This is a genomic window from Methyloceanibacter sp. (assembly GCF_050999895.1).
In the GTDB taxonomy this organism is placed as follows: Bacteria; Pseudomonadota; Alphaproteobacteria; order Rhizobiales; family Methyloligellaceae; genus Methyloceanibacter.
Genome location: NZ_JBPCOU010000011.1, coordinates 1 through 19314, shown reverse-complemented (window position 1 = coordinate 19314; position 19314 = coordinate 1). Strand labels below are relative to the sequence as shown.

17 protein-coding genes, 2 pseudogenes and 1 riboswitch are annotated in these 19314 nt (G+C 63.1%); of the genes and pseudogenes, 8 read left to right on the top strand and 11 right to left on the bottom strand.

What is annotated here, in order from left to right; translation table 11 throughout:
• Nucleotides 1-375: 375 nt before the first annotated feature.
• A complete protein-coding gene (locus tag ACR2J1_RS00815) occupies nucleotides 376-1353 on the top strand; it encodes a radical SAM protein (protein WP_434017438.1) in 978 nt (325 codons plus the stop codon).
• Between the two features lie 10 nt (nucleotides 1354-1363).
• Here ACR2J1_RS00815 and ACR2J1_RS00810 read toward each other — a convergent pair whose 3' ends face one another.
• Nucleotides 1364-2572: a 2'-deoxycytidine 5'-triphosphate deaminase gene (locus ACR2J1_RS00810; protein ID WP_434017437.1), complete on the bottom strand. Its 1209-nt coding sequence runs from the start codon at nucleotides 2570-2572 to the stop codon at nucleotides 1364-1366.
• Between the two features lie 119 nt (nucleotides 2573-2691).
• Nucleotides 2692-2769, top strand: a riboswitch (SAM riboswitch).
• Nucleotides 2770-2853: 84 nt separating this feature from the next.
• On the opposite strand from ACR2J1_RS00810, the gene ACR2J1_RS00805 reads away from it, so the two are divergent.
• From ACR2J1_RS00805 to argE, 3 genes are all read left to right on the top strand, one after another.
• Nucleotides 2854-4062, top strand: a complete 1209-nt coding sequence (locus ACR2J1_RS00805; RefSeq protein ID WP_434017436.1) for an O-succinylhomoserine sulfhydrylase — start codon at nucleotides 2854-2856, stop codon at nucleotides 4060-4062.
• Nucleotides 4063-4130: 68 nt separating this feature from the next.
• Complete coding sequence (locus tag ACR2J1_RS00800; RefSeq protein ID WP_434017435.1) at nucleotides 4131-4403, top strand: DUF2277 domain-containing protein; 273 nt, start codon at nucleotides 4131-4133, stop codon at nucleotides 4401-4403.
• Nucleotides 4404-4429: 26 nt separating this feature from the next.
• Nucleotides 4430-5590, top strand: coding sequence for an acetylornithine deacetylase (argE, locus tag ACR2J1_RS00795; RefSeq protein WP_434017433.1), 1161 nt, complete (start codon nucleotides 4430-4432; stop codon nucleotides 5588-5590).
• 5 nt (nucleotides 5591-5595) lie between these two features.
• Here the strand turns inward: argE and ACR2J1_RS00790 are convergent, their stop codons facing one another.
• The 3 genes from ACR2J1_RS00790 to ACR2J1_RS00780 are packed head-to-tail and all read right to left on the bottom strand — an operon-like array spanning nucleotide 5596 to nucleotide 8742.
• On the bottom strand, nucleotides 5596-6546 hold the full coding sequence (locus tag ACR2J1_RS00790) for an Hsp33 family molecular chaperone (protein ID WP_434017432.1): 951 nt from the start codon (nucleotides 6544-6546) through the stop codon (nucleotides 5596-5598).
• Nucleotides 6543-7532, bottom strand: a complete 990-nt coding sequence (argF, locus tag ACR2J1_RS00785; protein WP_434017431.1) for an ornithine carbamoyltransferase — start codon at nucleotides 7530-7532, stop codon at nucleotides 6543-6545. The genes ACR2J1_RS00790 and argF overlap by 4 nt, the downstream gene beginning before the upstream one ends.
• 22 nt (nucleotides 7533-7554) lie before the next feature.
• Nucleotides 7555-8742, bottom strand: coding sequence for an aspartate aminotransferase family protein (locus ACR2J1_RS00780; protein ID WP_434017430.1), 1188 nt, complete (start codon nucleotides 8740-8742; stop codon nucleotides 7555-7557).
• Nucleotides 8743-9126: 384 nt separating this feature from the next.
• Between ACR2J1_RS00780 and ACR2J1_RS00775 the strand changes: the two genes are divergently transcribed.
• Nucleotides 9127-9633, top strand: a complete 507-nt coding sequence (locus ACR2J1_RS00775; protein ID WP_434017429.1) for a GcrA family cell cycle regulator — start codon at nucleotides 9127-9129, stop codon at nucleotides 9631-9633.
• Nucleotides 9634-9715: 82 nt separating this feature from the next.
• Here the strand turns inward: ACR2J1_RS00775 and phoB are convergent, their stop codons facing one another.
• The 6 genes from phoB to ACR2J1_RS00745 form a co-directional block, all read right to left on the bottom strand.
• Entirely contained in the window at nucleotides 9716-10423 is a 708-nt protein-coding gene (phoB, locus tag ACR2J1_RS00770) for a phosphate regulon transcriptional regulator PhoB (RefSeq protein ID WP_434017428.1), read from the bottom strand.
• A 21-nt stretch (nucleotides 10424-10444) separates the two neighbouring features.
• A complete protein-coding gene (gene phoU / locus ACR2J1_RS00765; protein WP_434017427.1) occupies nucleotides 10445-11170 on the bottom strand; it encodes a phosphate signaling complex protein PhoU in 726 nt (241 codons plus the stop codon).
• A 21-nt stretch (nucleotides 11171-11191) separates the two neighbouring features.
• The gene (pstB, locus tag ACR2J1_RS00760) at nucleotides 11192-11938 is read right to left on the bottom strand and encodes a phosphate ABC transporter ATP-binding protein PstB (protein WP_434017439.1); all 747 of its coding nucleotides are present in this window, start codon (nucleotides 11936-11938) and stop codon (nucleotides 11192-11194) included.
• 113 nt (nucleotides 11939-12051) lie between these two features.
• Complete coding sequence (pstA, locus tag ACR2J1_RS00755) at nucleotides 12052-13698, bottom strand: phosphate ABC transporter permease PstA (protein WP_434017426.1); 1647 nt, start codon at nucleotides 13696-13698, stop codon at nucleotides 12052-12054.
• A complete protein-coding gene (pstC, locus tag ACR2J1_RS00750; protein WP_434017425.1) occupies nucleotides 13691-15070 on the bottom strand; it encodes a phosphate ABC transporter permease subunit PstC in 1380 nt (459 codons plus the stop codon). Before pstC ends, pstA begins: the two co-directional genes overlap by 8 nt.
• A gap of 126 nt (nucleotides 15071-15196) precedes the next feature.
• Entirely contained in the window at nucleotides 15197-16255 is a 1059-nt protein-coding gene (locus ACR2J1_RS00745; RefSeq protein ID WP_434017424.1) for a PstS family phosphate ABC transporter substrate-binding protein, read from the bottom strand.
• 199 nt (nucleotides 16256-16454) lie between these two features.
• Between ACR2J1_RS00745 and arsH the strand changes: the two are divergent.
• Nucleotides 16455-17069: pseudogene (gene arsH, locus ACR2J1_RS00740) on the top strand (arsenical resistance protein ArsH); the annotation flags it as partial.
• Nucleotides 17070-17093: 24 nt separating this feature from the next.
• Here the strand turns inward: arsH and ACR2J1_RS00735 are convergent.
• Complete coding sequence (locus ACR2J1_RS00735; protein WP_434017423.1) at nucleotides 17094-18419, bottom strand: ATP-binding protein; 1326 nt, start codon at nucleotides 18417-18419, stop codon at nucleotides 17094-17096.
• A gap of 334 nt (nucleotides 18420-18753) precedes the next feature.
• On the opposite strand from ACR2J1_RS00735, the gene ACR2J1_RS00730 reads away from it, so the two are divergent.
• A complete protein-coding gene (locus ACR2J1_RS00730; RefSeq protein ID WP_434017422.1) occupies nucleotides 18754-19092 on the top strand; it encodes a PQQ-dependent sugar dehydrogenase in 339 nt (112 codons plus the stop codon).
• 61 nt (nucleotides 19093-19153) lie between these two features.
• Nucleotides 19154-19314, top strand: a pseudogene (locus ACR2J1_RS00725) (PQQ-dependent sugar dehydrogenase); the annotation flags it as partial.

The window sequence follows — 19314 nt, the reverse complement described above, 5'->3', positions numbered from 1 at the left end:
ATGTAGGGCTCGCCGCTCTTATCAAGCTGACTTTCGTGCGCTCGAGTCGCAACGATGATGGCCTGGTCGAGTAACGAGCTCATGGTCTGGCCCTCCTGAATGAGCGCGCATGGCCCCAGCTTCGCCCCAGCATCGGGTGAACCAACCAGGAACCAAACGTGAAGAGATCGAACGCGATCACACGGGATTCTGCGGAATTTGGGGGGGCTCCGTAGCTTGGGAAGCTACTGCTCTACCACTGAGCTACACCCGCGCCCCGACTCTCTTAGCACGGCGCGCTGCAGCGAGAAAGCAAGCCGGTCTCACGCAGTGGTGATACGCCGGAGGCTTGCGATGAAGGAGAGTCCCCCTGTTAATGGCTTTTGGAGCCATGTAATGACAGATGCTGCGCATATTTCCCGGGTGGCGAAATTTGCCGACCCGGACTGGACCGCGACGGGCGAGCGCCGCGCGCGCGTGGCCCTTGCAGGCTTGCGCACGCTTTGGATCAACACCGGCAGCCTCTGCAATATCGAATGCGTGAATTGCTATATCGAATCGAGCCCCACCAACGACCGGCTCGTCTATATCACCTCGAAGGAAGCGGCGCGCTTCTTCGAGGAGATCGCCGGCGCGAGTCTGCCGGTGCGCGAGATTGGCTTCACCGGCGGCGAGCCGTTCATGAATCCCGACATGCTCGGGATGGCGGAGGACGCACTTGCGCGCGGCTTCACCGTGCTGATCCTGACCAACGCGATGCAGCCGATGCAGCGGCCGCGGATCAGCGCCGGCCTGCTCGCACTGCGCGATAGTTACGGCGATCGGCTTACGCTCCGCGTCAGTCTCGATCATCACAGCCAGATCCTGCACGAGACGGAGCGCGGCGCCGGGACGTTCCTGCCGACACTGAAGGGTATCGACTGGCTCGCTTGGGCCGGCTTCAACTTCACACTTGCGGGACGCACGTGCTGGAACGAGAGCGAAGCCGACGCGCGGGCGGGGTATGCGGCGCTGGGCGCGGCGCGGGGCTGGGGCATCGATGCCTACGACCGCGCGCAGCTCGTCTTGTTTCCGGAGATGGATGCGCGCGCCGACGTGCCCGAGATCACCGAAGATTGCTGGGGCATTCTCGGCAAGCTGCAGGAGGACGTGATGTGCGCTTCAAGCCGCATGGTCGTGAAGCGCAAAGGGGCAAAGGCCCCGACCGTTCTGCCCTGCACACTGCTGCCCTATGACCGCGCGTTCGAGATGGGCACGACGCTGGCGGAAGCGGCGAGCGCGGATAGCGGCATGTTCGAGAGCGGCGCGGTGAAGCTCTGCCATCCGCATTGCGCCAAGTTCTGCGTGCTCGGCGGCGGGTCCTGCTCGGCTTGAGGGCGGCGGCCTAAGCCTGCTTGAAGTGCTTCGACAGCTTCAGGCCTTGCGCCTGATAGTGCGAGCCGATGCCCTGACCGTAGAGCGTGTCGGGAGTGTTGGTGAGCTTGTCATAGACCAGGCGCCCGACGATTTGCCCGTCCTCCAAAATGAAGGGGATATCGAGGCTGCGCACTTCGAGCACGGCCTTGGCGCCAGGGGCCTTGCCCTCGGTATAGCCGAAGCCCGGATCGAAGAAGCCGGCATAATGCACGCGATACTCCCCGATCAGCGGATCGAACGGGGCCATCTCGGCGACATAGCCCGGCGGCACCGACACGCTCTCCTTGGAGGCGAGGATGTAGAATTCGTGCGGATCGAGCACCAGGCGGCGGTCGCCATCGAGATGCACCGCCTCCCAGAACTGGTTGACGCCGTAGGCGCCGATCTCATCGACATCGATCACGCCAGCAAAGCGGCGGGCGCGGTAGCCGACGATCCCGGCGGGCGGGATCGGTGCGAGGCTGATGCGCAGATTCAGTCCCTCACGAATGGCGGCGTCGCCCTCCACGAGACCCACATCTGAGTGCAGCTCGCGCAAGAGCTTGTCGGTGACGCGCCCCGGCTTCTCGTCGGCGTCGAGCTGCTGGCCGACGCGGCGGCGGAAGCGGATCTGATTGAGGCGCGAGCCGTAGCGCACCTTGATGGAGAAGGTGCGCGGACAGATCTCGGCGAAGAGCGGCCCGTCATAGCCTTCCTCCACGGTGTCGAAACTATCCTGCCGGTCGGCGATGAGCCGGGTGAAGACGTCGAGGCGGCCCGTGGAGCTTTTCGGGTTGGCGAAGCCCGCAATGGTGGAGCGCAATTTGAGCTGCTCGATCAGCGGCACGAGATAGACGCAGCCGGCCTCCAGCACCGCGCCCTTGGTCAAATCGATCTCGTGAAATTTGAGCTCGAAGAGCTTGTCGCGCACCGTGGCGCCTGGCCCGGGCAGGAAGCTTGCGCGGATGCGGTAGGCGACCTTGCCGAGCCGCAGATCCAGGCTCGCGGGCTGGATCTGGTTCTCGTCGATTTCGGGCGCGCCCTTGATCTCGCCCGCGGCGATCAGCGCGCGGATCGCCTGGCTCGGCAGGATGCCGGTGCGCGCAAAAGCGCTTTTCGGCGTTTCGGCAGGGGCGGTCACGGTCGCTCTCTCCGGCAGTCCGGGAAAGAGCTTGTCTTGGGGCTCGGCGCTTTGCATGGGTCCGTTCTTGGCATGGCAAGAGGCGCTATAGCACTTTAACCGAGGGCTTCTCCCCCGGATTCACAAGGTGAACTTTTCGCGTGAGGCTTGACGGGGCGTGCCCGGAGCGCGATTAATCCTGCACTAGTGGTGATTTGGCCGGCCGGCTTGCAGCCACGTAAAATAAATCGCTAAAAGGCCGTGCGAGGCGCCCCGCGCCAATCCCGGTCTTTTGGTCAGCCAAGGTCCGGTTTTTTTTGTGTCCCGCTTTGGCTCCACGTTCAAGGAGTGCCCGAACCATGGGGACAGCGAAGGACGGGAAAGGCGCGAGCCGCAATTGGCGCCCGGCAACGCAGCTCGTGCATGCGGGCACGCTGCGAAGCCAGTTCGGCGAGACATCCGAGGCGATTTACCTTAACTCCGGCTATGTCTATGACAGCGCAGAGCAGGCGGAAGCCCGCTTCAAGGGCGACGAGGAAGGCTTCGTCTATAGCCGCTACGCGAACCCAACCGTCGCCATGTTCGAGGCCCGCATGTGCGCGCTCGAAGGCGCGCCCGCCGCACGCGGCACGGCTAGCGGGATGGCGGCCGTCGCAGCCTCGCTGCTGTCGCATCTCAAGGCCGGGGACCATGTGGTGTCAGCGCGCGCGCTCTTCGGGAGTTGCCGCTACATCGTGGAGGACCTGCTGCCGCGCTACGGCATCGAAAGCACGCTCGTCGACGGCCGCGACCTCAACGCCTGGGAGCGTGCCGTCAAGCCGAATACGCGCGCGTTCTTTTTCGAGACGCCGACCAATCCGGTGCTCGAGCTTGTCGACATCGAAGCCGTTTCCTCAATCGCGAAGAAGGCCGGCGCGCTCGTCGTGGTCGACAACGTGTTCGCAACCCCGCTGCTGCAGCGGCCGATGCCGCTCGGCGCCGACATCGTCGTCTATTCCGCGACGAAGCACATCGACGGTCAGGGACGCTGTCTCGGCGGCGTGGTGCTCGGAGCGCAGGAGTTCATCGAAGAGAGACTGCACAATTACCTGAAACATACCGGACCGTCGTTGAGCCCCTTCAACGCCTGGGTACTGCTCAAGGGCTTGGAGACACTTACCGTGCGGGTGGAGCGCCACGGCGCGTCGGCGGCTCGCATCGCTGACTTCCTCGCCGAGCGGCCCCAGGTTGCACGCGTCTTCTATCCTGGCCGTGCGGACCATCCGCAATATGAGCTGGCGCAGAAGCAGATGACGGGCGGCGGGCCGATGGTCGCTTTCGACGTCAAGGGCGACAAGCAGGAAACGTTTCGCTTCATGAATGCGCTCAAGATCTTCGAGATCAGCAACAATCTCGGCGACGCGAAGAGTCTCGTCACCCATCCGGCGACGACGACACATCAGCGCCTCTCGCCCGAGACTAGGGCGGAACTCGGCATCTCCGATGAAACGGTCCGGCTGTCCATCGGGCTTGAGGATGTGGACGACCTTTTGACGGACCTCGAGCAAGCGCTGTCCGCTGCCAAGTAGGCGCCTTGCTCGTTCCGGACCCCTATGTCACCTTGCCGCGAAATCCAGGCGTAAGAACGAGGCCGATCATGTGCCGGAACATCAAGACGCTGCATAATTTCGACCCTCCCGCCAGCGACGAGGAGATTTTTTTGTCTTCTCTGCAATTTGTGCGGAAGCTGAGCGGTTTCACGCGGCCATCGGGGGCCAATCAGGTGGCGTTCGACCGCGCCGTGAATAAGGTGTCCGCCGCCGCGCGAGAGCTGATCGATTCCCTCGTCACCACAGCCCCTCCCCGCGATCGCGAGGTCGAGGCGCTTAAGGCGCACGCGCGATCGGCGGCGCGGTTTCCGTCAGCATGACGGTCGATCTGCGAGGAAAGCCCGCTGTGTCCTCCGAGACTGCCAACGTCGCGGAGCTGCTAGCGACGCTGGTTGGCTTCGACACGACAAGCGTGGAGTCGAACTTGGCGCTGATCGATTTCGTGCGGGATTACCTCGCCGGCCACGGCATCAAGTCGACACTCATTCCCTCCAGCGATGGCGAGAAGGCGAGCCTGTTCGCAACGATCGGCCCCGCCGGCGATGGCGGAATCGGCCTTTCCGCTCATAGCGACTGCGTGCCAGTCGAGGGCCAGAATTGGTCCGCCGACCCGTTCGTCTTGCGCGAGCGCGACGGCAAGCTCTACGGCCGCGGCACCTGCGACATGAAGGGGTTTCTCGCCGCGGCCTTGGCGTCCGTGCCGCTTTTCAAGTCTCGTGCGCCAAAGCGGCCGGTGCACATCATCATTTCCTATGACGAGGAAATTGGCTGTCTCGGCGTCCGCCCGATGATCGAACGGATCGGCCGTGAATTGCCAAAGCCGGCGGCGATCATCGTCGGAGAGCCCTCGGGCATGAGGGTGATCGACGCGCATAAGCGCATCGATTCCTACCGCACCGTCGTCACCGGCCGCGAGGCGCATTCGAGCATGCCGCAGCTCGGCGTCAATGCCATTGCTGTCGCCGCCGAGCTGATCCGCGAGCTGGATCGACAGGGGGCGGACATCACGAGCCGGAGCAACGACCGGCGCTTCGATCCACCCTTCTCCACCGTCATGGTCGGCGTCATACGCGGCGGCACCGCAGGCAATATCGTGCCTAAGACCTGTTCGTTCCAATGGCAGGTCCGCAGCCTGCCCGGTGCGGGACCCGCCGAGGTGCCGCGGGACCTTACCGCCTTCGCCGAAGCGAATCTTCTATCGCGCATGCAGCAGGTGGCACCGGACGCCAACATCGAGACGATCGCGCACAACACCGTGCCGGCTTTTCTGGCCGAACCCAATTCGCCCGCGGTCGCGCTTGCTCTCAAGCTAAGCGGCGCGGAGACAACCCATACCGTCTCGTATGGGACCGAAGCCGGCCTTTTCGAGCAGGCAGGCTGTCCCGCCGTGATCTGCGGGCCTGGCCATGTCGCACAGGCCCATACCGCGGACGAGTTTGTGGCCGTGGCGCAGCTCGATGCCTGCATGGCGTTCCTCGCGTGTCTCAGCGACGAGGTCGGCGCCTAAGCCGCTCAGGCCTCGGGGATGGTGTCGGAATCGAAGTGGTAACGGCTGTTGCAGAATTCGCATGTCACCCAGATCTTGCCGTCGACGATCATCTCGTCGAGCTCCTCGCGCGTAAAGCGCTGAAGAAGATCCTCCACCCGCTCGCGTGAGCAGCTGCAATAGGAATCGAGCGGGATCGCGCGATAGGCGCGGACCTGTTCCTCATGAAAGAGGCGATAGAGCAGGCGCTCCGGCGGCAGCATGGGGTCAAGCAGCTCGTGATCCTCCACCGTCTCGGCCAGCATCCGCGCGCGCGTCCAGTCCTCCTCATCGATCGAGAGCGGGCCGGACGACCCATGCCCGCCTTCGCTGGTGAGCTTTTGCACGAGCAAGCCGCCGGCGCGCCAGGTCCAGGGCGAGCCGCTCGGCTGGCCGGCGCGATAGTGCTTGGCGACGGCAAGGCGAATGAAGGTTGGAAGCTGCTCGGACTGGCGGAAATAGGTGTCCGCCGCCTCGGTCAGGCTTTCGCCTTCCAGTGGCACCACGCCTTGATAGCGCTCGGTCTCAGAACCGCGGTCGATGGTCATGGCCAAGTGACCGTTGCCGAGGAGCGCCGTCTCACCTTCGTCCGCAAGCTCCGCGACGCGTTCGGCGGAGAAGCGCGCGTAACCCCGCAGGCGGCCGGGCACTTCATAGTCGGCGACCAGGAGGTCGATCGGACCATCGGTGGACGCCTGGAGGATGAACTTACCCTCCGATTTCAGTGCTGCGCCCAACAGCGCGGTCAGCGCGACCGCCTCGCCCAGGAGACGTGACACGGGCTCGGGATAGGCGTGCTGCGAAAGAATGGTGTCCACTGTCGGACCCAGCTTCACGAGACGACCGAAAACGTCCGCATTCTCGGCTTGAAACGGCAGGATGAGATCGTCGTCGGGGATCTGGAGCGCGATGCGCTCGTCCGAGGAGCGCTCGATCATCGGCTTGCTCTCCGCCGCCTCGCCGGCTTGGCGCGCGCGGCGCGGCGCGCGCGGACAGGCTTCGGCGCCATCAACTTCGCGCCGAGACACCAGGCAAGGATCGCTTTTTGCACATGGAGGCGGTTCTCCGCCTCGTCCCAGACGGCCGATTGCGGCCCGTCAATGACCTCAGCCGTGACTTCGTCGCCGCGATGGGCCGGCAGGCAATGCATGAAAATCGCGTCGGGCTTGGCCGCAGCCATGACGGCTGCCGTCACCTGAAAGGGACGCAGGCGCTCATTGCGTTTGCGCTCGTCGGCGTCGCCCATTGATACCCAGACATCGGTGATGACGCAGTCAGCGCCGCTCGCGGCGGCCATCGGGTCATCGCCGACCTCAATCTCGGCACCCTCCTCTGCGGCCCACGCCAGCAATTCCGGCGACGGTGCGAACGCCTTCGGGCAGGCGATCTTCAGCTTGCAGCCAAAGCGGGCGGCGGCCTGCACCCAGGACGCCGCGACGTTATTGGCATCGCCAAGCCAGGCGACGGTGTTGCCTTTGATGGGGCCTTTGCGCTCCTCGAAGGTCATCACATCGGCCATGACTTGGCAGGGATGCGAGCGGCAGGTGAGACCGTTGATAACCGGCACGGTCGCGTGCGCGGCAAGCTCGGTCAGGGTCTGAGGCGGTCCAGTGCGAAGCATGATGACGTCGACATAACGCGACAGGACGCGTGCGGTATCCGCCACGGTCTCGCCGCGTCCCAATTGCATGTCCTGACCGTTGAGCACGACGCTCTGGCCGCCGAGCTGATGCATGGCGACCTCGAAAGAAACCCGCGTGCGCGTCGAGGGTTTCTCGAAGATCATCGCAAGCACGGGCGCCGATGGCAGCTTCAATGATTTCGGCACGCGTCCCTTGGCTTTCAAGGCCGCGGCCGTATCAATGAGCGCGCGCAAGGTCTTGCGATCCAACGCGTCAATATCGAGGAAATGATGGATGGGCATCGCTACCGCCTGACGCGAAGAATCAGGCTTGCGCCAGCGCGTCGCTTTTGAGCGCGACGCAGGCGGCATCGATCCTTACGCAGGCAAGGTCAATCTCTTCTTCGCCGACAATGAGCGGCGGCAATAGGCGCACGACATTGTCGCCAGCAACCACGGTCAGCAGGCGCTGATCCCGCAGGGCGCGCACCATATCCTGGTTCGGCACCTTGCACCTCAAGCCAAGCATCAGGCCCTCCCCTCTGACCTCCTCGATGATGGCATTATGCTCGTCCTTGAGGCCGACAAGCCGCTGCTTCAGTTTCAAACCCATTTGCGCGATATGATCGAGAAAGCCGGGCTCCAGCACGACGTCGAGCACGGCGTTGCCCACCGCCATGGCGAGCGGATTGCCGCCAAAGGTGGAGCCATGGCTGCCCGCGGTCATCACGGAACCCACCGCCTCGGTCATGAGGCAGGCGCCCACGGGGAAGCCGCCGCCGAGGCCCTTGGCCACGGCCATGACGTCCGGCGTGCTGCCGGCCCATTCATGTGCAAAGAGGCGCCCCGTGCGCCCGATGCCGCACTGCACCTCGTCGAGCACAAGCAAGATGCCTTTATCATCGCAAAGCGCCCGCAAATCCTGCAAAAACCGCCAAGAGACGGCGCGCATGCCGCCCTCGCCCATGATGGGCTCGATCAGCACGCCGGCGGTTTCGTCGCCGATCGCCGACTCGACAGCCTCGATGTCGCCGAGCGGCACCTGATCGAAGGCCGGAACGGGCGGGCCAAAGCCTTGGAGATGCTTGGCCTGGCCGCCGGCCGCCATGGTCGCGAGCGTGCGGCCATGAAATGCGCCCGCGAAGGTGACGAGACGATAACGCTCCGGCGCGCCGTTTTCGGCGTGATAGCGGCGGGTGGCCTTAATGGCGCATTCGACCGCCTCTGCGCCGGAATTGGCGAAAAACACGCGGTCGGCGAAGCTCGCCTGCACCAGCCTTTGGGCCAGGCGCTCCTGTTCAGGGATGCGATGCAGATTGGAGACGTGCCAGAGCTTATTCGCCTGCTCCGTCAAGGCCTTGACGAGATGGGGATGAGCGTGGCCGAGCGCCGTGACGGCGATGCCGCTACTGAAGTCCAGGTAGCGGTCGCCCTTGTCCGTCACAAGATAGGCGCCCTCGCCGCGGTCGAAGGCAAGGTCGCTGCGGGCGTAGGTCGGAAGAACGGCCGACATGGGATTTGACGTTGTCCCCAAATAAAATTGCCGCCGTCCGGCGGCAGTGAGGAAACTCAGAGCTTTAGGTCCCGTATTGGGGCCTGTCAATCAAGGCAATGCACGCTCTATCCCCGCGCCGTACACGTTTTCCCGCATGGGATCGTTTGTGTTCTCGCACGAGAAGTGGCAGAATCCTCCTTGTTCCGGCGAAAAGCGGGGGACAAGCGTGGCGGACGCTTGCCGTGTTTCTCCGGACTTAGTAGCGTATAACCGCTCGGCCACAAGATGTCGTGGGTCCAGTAGTTGCGCCCGGGCGGTTCATTCTCAGCAGTAATTCGGAGTGTTAAAAGCCGTCTTTAGGCAGACGGGCGGATTCTGAGTCCATACGAGGAGGCCAAAAACATGGCTTGGAATGATGAAAGAGTCGAACTGCTGAAGAAGCTCTGGGCGGATGGCTTAAGTGCAAGCCAGATCGCCGGTCGCTTGGGCGGGGTGACACGAAATGCGGTGATCGGGAAGGTGCATCGACTTGGGCTTTCGGGGCGCGCGACGAGTTCGCGCTCATCGAGCCCGAGGCCGCGCCGGACCCAAGCCCCCCGACAGCACAGAGCGCCTTCACTCGTCTTCGCAACACGGGGCAATCTCGCCCTGAAGCCCGAATACGAGAGCGAGCCGGAGCCTTTGTCGGCGCCGGTACAGGAACTTGTGATCCCGATGCATGAGCGGGCGAGCATTCTCACGCTTAAGGAATCCATGTGCCGCTGGCCCATTGGAGATCCGGGCGATGAGGAGTTCCATTTCTGCGGACGCAACGCCGGCAGCTCGATGCCGTACTGCGAACATCACGCACGCATGGCCTACCAGCCCGCGCAGGCTCGCCGGCGCGAGAAGCGCTTTGCCACAGGTTAGTTGAGGGTGGGGCACGACGGAAAGAGGCGCCCGTTCGGCGCCTCTTTTCATTTGCGGCCAGCGATGCCGGAACCGGCAGGCGTCAGGCTTTCTCTTCCAGCCTGTCGCTGAAGGCGTAGCCCGCACCGCGCACGGTGCGCACCGGGTCGGTCTCATTGCCGCGCATCATCGCCTTGCGCAAGCGTCCGACATGAACGTCGACCGTGCGCTCGTCGACATAGACGTTGCGGCCCCAGACGCCGTCGAGAAGCTGAGCGCGGCTGAAGACGCGACCCGGACTCTGCATCAGAAACTCAAGCAGACGAAACTCGGTCGGCCCAAGATGGATCTGACGATGGCTGCGCGTCACACGGTGGGACTCACGGTCGAGCTCGATATCGCCCACGCTCAAGACCGAGGCGATGCGCTCCGGGCTCGTGCGGCGCAAAATGGCCCGCACGCGAGCCATCAGCTCCGGCAGCGAGAACGGCTTCACCACGTAATCGTCGGCGCCGGTGGTCAGTCCGCGAATGCGATCGTTCTCCTCGCTGCGCGCCGTCAGCAGGATAATGGGAATGTTGCGGGAATCTTTTCCCGTGCGCAGGCGGCGGCAGAGCTCGAGGCCCGAGAGGCCGGGCAGCATCCAGTCGAGCACGATCAGGTCCGGCGCGCCCTCGGCGATGGCGACCTCGGCCTCGTCGCCGCGATGCACGACATCGACCGTGTAACCCTCCGCCTCGAGATTGTAGCGGAGCAGCAACGCGAGCGGCTCCTCATCTTCGACAACAAGAACCTTAGCGCCTGGGGTCATTGGGGTTGTCTGCAACATGGGCTAGCCCGCCGACCGCAACGCAACGGGTGTCATGCTGGTGTTGTCGCCTTTCGGCCGATGGTCCGAGATGGCCTTGCCGTGCACCAGGTAGAAGACTGTCTCGGCAATGTTGGTGGCATGATCGCCGATGCGCTCGATGTTCTTGGCGCCGAACAGGAGATGAGTGCAGAGGCCGATATTGCGCGGATCTTCCATCATGTAGGTCAGGAGCTCGCGGAAGAGCGAGTTGTACATGGCGTCGATCTCTTCGTCCCGGTACCAGACCTTGAGCGCGCGATCGGCATCGCGCTCGATATAGGCATCGAGGACCTCTTTGAGCTGGCCGAGCGCAAGCTCGCCCATATGCTTGAGGCCGAGCATCAACTGCTTGGGCTGCTGCTCGCCGACGACGGCGAGCGCGCGTTTGGCGATGTTCTTGCCGAGATCGCCGATGCGCTCCAGATCGCTGGAGATGCGCAAGGCGGCCATGATCTGGCGTAAATCGTAGGCCATCGGCTGGCGGCGAGCGATCATCACGATCGCCTGCTCCTCGATCTCCTTCTCCAGTTCGTCGATGGCCTCGTCCTGCTGGATGGTATAGCCGGCGAGGTCCGGGTCGCGGCCCTCGAGCGCATCGATGGACTGACCGAGCACCTGCTCCGCAAGACCGCCCATCTTGGCGATCTTGTTGTTGAGGAGGGAAAGCTCCTCCTCGTACGACCTGACAATATGTTCGTGCTGTTCCATCGAACTAAACCTCCTTGCATATCAGCCGAAACGGCCGGTGACGTAGTCCTGCGTCCGGACATCGGTGGGATTGGTGAACATCTTCGTGGTCTCATCGACTTCGACGAGCTTGCCGAGATGGAAGAAGGCGGTGAGCTGGGAGACGCGCGCTGCCTGCTGCATGGAATGCGTGACGATCACGATGCAGAAGTTCTTCTTGAGATCTTCCATCAGTGCCTCGATGCGGGCGGTGGCGATTGGATCGAGCGCCGAGCAAGGCTCGTCCATGAGGATCACCTCGGGGTTCACCGAAATCGCGCGCGCGATGCACAGCCGCTGCTGCTGGCCGCCGGAAAGGCCCGTGCCCGACTCGTTCAAGCGATCCTTGACCTCTTCAAACAACCCCGCCTTGGTCAAGCTGTTGACCACGATCTCCTCAAGCTCCGACTTGGAACTGGCGAGCCCGTGAATGCGCGGGCCGTAAGCCACGTTCTCGAAGATCGACTTCGGGAACGGATTGGGCTTCTGGAACACCATGCCGACGCGCGCACGAAGCTGCACCGGGTCGACCTGCGGCGAATAGATATTCTGCCCGTCGAGAGTAATCTCCCCGGTCACGCGGCAGCCCTCGATGACGTCGTTCATGCGATCGAGGCAGCGCAGAAAGGTCGACTTGCCGCAACCGGAAGGGCCGATCAGCGCCGTCACCGAGCGGTCCGGAATGTCGAGCGAGACATCGAACAGCGCCTGCTTGTCACCGTAGAACACGTTGACGTCGCGCGCCTTCATCTTTAAGTCGTGCTGCTCGGCGGGCAAGGCCGCCTCGTCGCGTTCTGGCATCGGCGTTTGCACCCGGATGATTGGCCGTGCCGCCACCTTAGCCTCCATGGGATAATCCCTTTCTACCACTTGCGTTCGAATCTGTGCCTAAGGACGATGGCGACAATGTTCATCACCGCCAAAAAGCCGAGCAGGACAAGAATGGCGGCCGAGGTTCGCGCCACGAAGCCGCGCTCGGGACTGTCGGCCCAGCTATAGATCTGCGTCGGCAGTGCCGTGGCCGGATCGAGAAGGCCCATGCCTTCCACGCTGGGGATGAAAGCGTTCATGCCGATGAGGAGCAGCGGCGCGGTCTCGCCAAGGGCCTGCGCCATGCCAATGATGGTGCCGGTGAGAATGCCGGGCATGGCCAGCGGCAAAACGTGATGGAACATCACCTGATGCTTCGATGCGCCGACACCGAGCGCCGCCTCGCGGATTGAGGGCGGCACGGCCTTTAGCGCGGCGCGCGTGGCGATGATGATGGTCGGCAGCGTCATCAGCGAAAGGACCATGCCGCCGACGAGAGGGGCTGAGCGGGGCAACCCGAAGAAGCCGAGAAACACGGCAAGGCCGAGCAGACCGAACACCACTGACGGCACGGCGGCGAGATTGTTGATGTTGACCTCGATGATATCCGTGAAGCGGTTCTTCGGTGCGAACTCCTCAAGATAAAGCGCCGCGGCAATGCCGATGGGAAAGCTCAGCAGAAAGCACACGAGCAATGCATAGAACGAGCCGGTGATCGCGCCGGCGAGACCCGCGCGCTCCGGGTAACGGCTATCGGCGTTGACGAAGAGCCCATAGTTGAACGGCGTCCGCACGAGGCCGCGCGCTTCAAGTGTATCGAAGGCATCGATCTGAAGCTGCGTGAAGCGGGGATTCACCACCCGCGGCATCTCGCCCCCGGCAAGCGTAACGAAATTCGGCGCGAGCGGCAGCGCGGCCAGGAGCGTCTTGCCTATCAGAGAGGGATTCGCTGACACGCGTTCTTGGATCGCGTTAGGCGCGTCTTCAGCGAGCATGGTGAAGATCGCCGTGTCGTGGACATCCGGCAGGTAGGTCTGGAGACTGTCCCTGGCGAGGACGGCAAAATCGCCCATGGGCGGAGGCCCTGCTTCGATCTTTGCCGAATCCACATAGACATCGAGCTTGAGTTTTAGTGCCCCACCCTCCTCGACAACGACGCCACGGTCGCGCAGGCGCTCGAACCAACGCACTTGGTTCGATGACAGCGCAGCTTCCTCCTTGCTGAGCACGCCTTTGTTGAGCTGATCGAACGGATCGGAGGCGGGGATCGCGATCGTCATCCTCTTGCCGATGGTGTCCGGGTGCGTGAGCAAGTAATCGCGTAGGATATAGGGCGCGTCGGCGCTCAAGATTTTGGTGAGCTCGGTCTGTTGCTTCGGAGTGGTCGCGTCCGGGACGAGGCTCGTCATGGCATCACGGACGAGGACGCGGAAGTTTCCTTTCGCGGGATCCTTAGGGTCGACCTTGGCAGGGTCGACATAGATTTCGAGGTCGATCTTGGTCTGCACGAAAGCCTGGTAGCCAGTCGAGATCAGCGAAACGAGGAGGATGCCGAGAAGTCCGACGGCGAGGCCGATGGCCATAATGCCGTAGGCCTGCAGGCGGCGATCCGCGGCATAGCGTTTGCGCACGCGCCGGCGTGCGTCGGTCGATGCCCAGTCGAGGTCTCCCTGGCGTTCGCCTAACGTCGTCTCACTCATATTGCTCTCGGTATTTGCGCACGATGTGCAGGGCGAGGACGTTGAGCGCCAGCGTCACGACGAAGAGCACGAGCCCAAGGGCGAAGGCGGCCAGCGTTTTGGGATTGTCGAACTCGCTGTCGCCGATCAGGAGCGTCACGATCTGCACGGTCACGGTGGTGACCGGCTCGAACGGATTGGCGGTCATGTTGGCGATGATGCCCGCGGCCATGACCACGATCATGGTCTCGCCGATGGCGCGGCTTGCAGCGAGCAAGATTCCGCCCATGATACCGGGCAGCGCGGCAGGCAGCAGCACACGCGTGATGGTTTCGCCCTTGGTCGCGCCCATCGCGTAGGAGCCTTCCCGCATGGCACGGGGCACGGCGGAGATCGCGTCGTCGGAGAGCGAGGAGATAAAGGGGATGATCATGATTCCCATGACCCCGCCGGCAGCCAGCGCGCTGTTGGGAGCGATCGGCACCCCGATCATCTCGCCGAAACCGCGCATGGCGGGCGCCACGGTGAGGACGGCGAAGAAGCCGTAAACCACGGTCGGAATGCCCGCCAGAAGCTCCAGCACGGGCTTGATCACGGCACGTACGCGGTGATTGGCGTATTCGGTGAGGTACACCGCCGACAGCAAGCCGATGGGGATGGCGACGGCGAGCGCAATGAGCGAGATCAGAAGCGTTCCGGCGAACACAGGGATTGCACCAAAGGCGCCGCCCGCGGTCACCTGTCCTTCGCGGATGGGGATCTGCGGTTCCCAGTTCAGTCCGAAGAAGAACTCGAGCGGCGATACGCGCTCAAAGAAGCGCAGCGCCTCGACGAGCAGCGACAGCACAATACCGAGTGTCGTGAGGATAGCGATGAGCGAGCAGGCGATCATCAGGCCGCTAAGCACGTGCTCGGTGCCGTGGCGCGCTCGAAACTGCGGACTGATGCGACGACCGGCGAGGAAAAGACCAAAGATCGCGACGCTCAAGGCGACAGCCGCCATCGCATAGGTCGCTATCGCCTGCCAGCTTTGATAGCGCTCGGCGGCTTCCTGCACCACAATATTCGGTTCGCCGAACACGTTGCCGGCGGCAACCGACCTGATCTCGCTGAGCAGAAGATTGATCTGGTCTGAATTGAGGCCCCGCGTGGCGTCAAGCGGCAGGCTCCGTTCCAGAAGCAAATTGATGACGGGGCCTTGCAGGGCCACCCAGATGAGAACGAGCAGAAGAGACGGCAGGCCGACCCAGGCAGCCACATAGGCGCCGTGATAATTGGGGCGGGAATGGAGATTCCTCTCGCGGCCCTGTACAGAGGCGACGGCGCGACGACGGCCGAAATAATAGCTGACTAGGCTCAGGGCAACGAGCACCAGCAGCATATAGAAAATCATAATCCGCCTCTGTTTCTCGGATCGGCCCGCTGAGGGAGCCGAATGCGAGACCTTTCGATCAAAAAGACCAACGCGTGGCCGCGACGAGAATCACGGCCACGCTATTCAGTCTCAAATCCTCACAGGCTACGACGTCGGCGCAGACATTTTGTCCGCGTTCTTCGCACGCTCCTGCATCTCCTTCAGCTGGTCGTCGGAAAGAACGACGAGGCCACGCTCGTGCATGTAGCCATCCATGCCCATGGCTTCATTGCTGGTGTATTCCATCACGAACTCGTCCATGCCAGGGATGACCTTGCGGTGCGCGTTCTTGATGTACAGGAACAGTGGACGCGACAGGCCGTAGCTGTTGTCGGCGATGGTGTCGAAGCTGGGCTCGATGCCGGCAATCTTCACGCCTTGCAGCTTGTCCTGGTTCTCGTACAGGAACGAGTAGCCGAAAATGCCCAGAGCATTGGGATCGGCCTCGATGCGCTGAACGATGAGATTGTCGTTTTCGCCGGCCTCGATGAAGGGTCCGTCCTGACGCATGGGCGTGCACTTCTCGGTCACGAGCTTTTCGTAGTCAGCCTTCTCCATCGCGCCCTTCTGCTTCTTGAAGTAGTCGAGCGACTTGCAGCCTTCGTGCATCGCGAGTTCGACGAAAGCGTCGCGCGTGCCGGAGGTGGGCGGCGGGCCGTAGACGGTGATCGCGATGTCCGGAAGGGACGCGTCGACATCGCTCCATTTCTTGTTGGTGTTGGCGACGAGCTTGTCGCCAGCGGGGATCTCGGACGCCAGAGCCAGGAACAGTTGCTCCTTGGTCAGGTCGAGCGGCTTGCCCTTCTTGGACTGAGCGATCGAAAGACCGTCATAGCCGAGCTGGATCTCGGTGATGTCGTTGACGCCGTTCTTGGTGCAGAGTTCCCATTCGGACTTCTTCATGGCCCGGGACGCGCCGGTGAGGTCAGGATTGCCCTCGCCAACACCCTGGCAAAAAACCTTCATGCCACCGCCGGTGCCGGTGGACTCGACGACGGGCGCCTTCTTGCCGGACTTCTTGCCGAACTCCTCGGCAACCGCCTGGGAATAAGGGAATACGGTCGACGAGCCGACCACCTTGATCTGATCGCGGGCCAGCGCGGGGCCGGCCGTGCAGAGAGCGGCGACGGCAAGCGTCGACGCTACGATACAAATTCTGTTCACTGTTCTCTCCCTTGTTGGATAGAGCCTCGGCCAGCGCGAGCACGCCGCTGAGCTCGCCGGCACGCTAGTCCCGGGCAATAATGTTTTTATGACGCGCATGATTCGCCTTTATGACAGTTCATAGCGTTGATTTGGATCAGTTTTCTGAAGAGACGCTGTGGAAAACGACTATCGGAGGCCTGACAGGCAGGGCAGGCCGTTAAGCGGATCACTACGCAGCCGGTCCTATAGCCGCTTTCTGGCGATGGAAGCGGCACGGCTGCTCGAGGCATTTGGCGCGGAGGTGCGGGTATTCAATCCGTCGGGCCTGCCGCTGCCCGACGATGCGCCGGTGGAGCATCCCAAGGTCCAGGAACTGCGCGACCTGTCGGCCTGGTCGGAGGGACAGGTGTGGTGCAGCCCCGAGCGGCACGGCGCGATGACCGGGATCATGAAGGCGCAGATCGACTGGATCCCGCTCACCATCGGCGCGGTCCGCCCGACGCAAGGCAAGGCGCTCGCGGTCATGCAGGTGAGCGGCGGATCGCAATCGTTCAACGCCGTCAATCAAATGCGCGTGCTCGGCCGGTGGATGCGCATGATCACCATCCCCAATCAATCTTCCGTCGCCAAAGCGTTCGAGCAATTCGACGAGGCTGGCCGGATGAAGCCCTCGGCCTATTACGATTACGACAGGGTGGTCGACGTGATGGAGGAGCTGGTCAAATTCACGGTCCTGACGCGGGGGCGATCCGGGTACCTCACCAACCGCTACAGCGAGCGCAAGGCACGCCTTGCCGAGCCCATTCTCGGCGTCAAGCTCAGCGCGATGTGATCGAGCAGACGCACCGCGCAGTTTTTAAACGCTGCGCACCTCATTGAGCATGATCGTGAAGGTCGAGCCCTTATTGGGATTCGACGCGATCATGAGCTCGCCGCGATGGCGGTTGAGGATGTGCTTGACGATGGCGAGGCCGAGGCCGGTCCCGCCCTTCTCCCGGCTTGACGCGACGTCGACGCGGTAGAAACGCTCGGTGAGCCTTGGCAGATGCTCCGGTGCGATGCCCGGGCCGTTATCCACCACCGCAATGGCGTAGCGGCCTTCCTGGCGTCCGAGCGAGGGAATGTGCTTCGGCACCAGCCGGACAAACCCGCCCTTCATCCCGTATTTTAGGGCATTTTGCACGAGGTTCTGGATGACTTGGACAAGCTCGTCGCGGTCGCCGCGCACGATCGCGGGCTGAGGAAAGCGGCCCACCTCGAGCTGTATGTCGTTTTCGAGCGCGAGCGGCTCCAAGGTCTCCCGCGCTTGGCGGAGCACCTCGTTCAAGTCAACGAGGTCGCTGGGCGGCACATGCGCGTTCATTTCTACACGGCTTAAGGAGAGCAGCGCGTCGATGAGGCGCGTCATGCGGGCGGCCTGCTCCACCATGATGGGGAGGAAGCGCTCGCGTGCGCCGGAATCTTCCTTGGCGGTTCCTTGCAGGGTCTCGATGAAGCCGCGTAAGGAGGCGAGCGGCGTGCGTAGTTCATGGCTCGCATTGGCGATGAAGTCCGCGCGCATCTGATTGATGCGCTCGCCCTCGGTGAGATCGCGCAACAGGACGAGAATATTGCTGCCGGGTTCGAGCCCGCGGGTAATGGGCGCCACGGTGGCGGCCATGCGGCGCCCAACCGGCACCCGTTCCGCGTAGGTCACGGTGACGGCGCGGCCGCGCTGCGGCGCCGCCCCCACCGCATCCAGGAATTCCGGGGTGCGGATCGCCGAGGAGATGTGATTGCCCTCGCGCAAGGAGGCGAACAGGCTTCGAGCCGGAGCATTGCAGGACAACACCTGTCCCGATGCATTGAGGAGGATGACAGGATCGGGCAGCGCTTCGGCCATGACCTGCATCGCGGAGGCTTCGCGCGCGGAGGCCGCGGGATAAGGGAGCCTGCCCTCAAACGCCTCGCTCTCGTAGCGATGGAGAAGCGCAACCGAGGCCACAAAAGCGAGAAAGCCCATCAGCGCAATGGCGGGCGGGAGCCCGGCAGCGGCGGTCAACGTCACCATGATGACAGCGACGGCCACGACCAGCCAGCGTGAGGCCGACAGACGCGCGGCGATCTCCTTGAGGCCACGCAGAAGGGCCGACCAGACCCTCGCGACTTGCCCCGGCGCAATCGTCGGGACGCTCTGGCCCATCTGGTCGCTCAAAACCGCATCCCCAAGAAAATCGGCCGAATCATTAGTGCCATATCTTTATGTTTTGCGCTTGGAATATCACGCTTTTGCGACACTTCGCAGCGCCCCTCATGACGAAACAATGTCGACCTTCCGGCTCCGACCCGTTTCCGCCATCCTGCTGATATAGGGACTGCGCCGGGGGATGGGCAGACACATCGCCAAACAATCTGATCGCCGGCGTGGGCCCCTTAGGCCTTCGCAGCCATGAAACAGTGCCGCGACCTTACGTCTATCGCCTTTTGCCGGCGCCGCATTATCCTTTGAGCGAATCCATACCGAGACGGGGATTGGTATGAAGCGTCGTGTTCTCTCTGCATTCGTGTGCGTGCTCGCTGCGCCTGCCATGCTCTTCGCAGCGCCGGCCCGCAGCGAATGTCTCCCTCCTTTCACCGAAACCATCGGAACAGAGCCGGATCCGGCCCTGATTCTGGCCGAAGGTTCCGCACCGATTGCCGTGCGCATTGCCGGTCCCTTCGACGTTCCCTGGTCCGTTGCGGCCTTGCCCGATGGCGCCTTCCTCGTGACCGAGCGACCGGGGCGGCTGAAACTGGTGCAGCCGGGCGCCGAAACCCACGAAATCTTCGGCCTGCCGCCCGTGTATTATTCGGACATGGCGGACTGCTCGATGTAGCGACCGATCCCCAGTTCGACAGCAATAACCTTGTCTATTTCTCCTATCTTCAGGCGACCAAGCCGGTTCCATTCTTCGCATCATGCGCGCGCGCGTGGACGTGAGCCGCAATAGGCTGACAGAGCAGGAGGTCATCTTCGAAGGCACGCGCGCGGCGAAACCGGAGATGCTGGGGGCCCGACTCGCACTCAGCGCCGACGGCTACCTGTTTCTCTCCAGCGG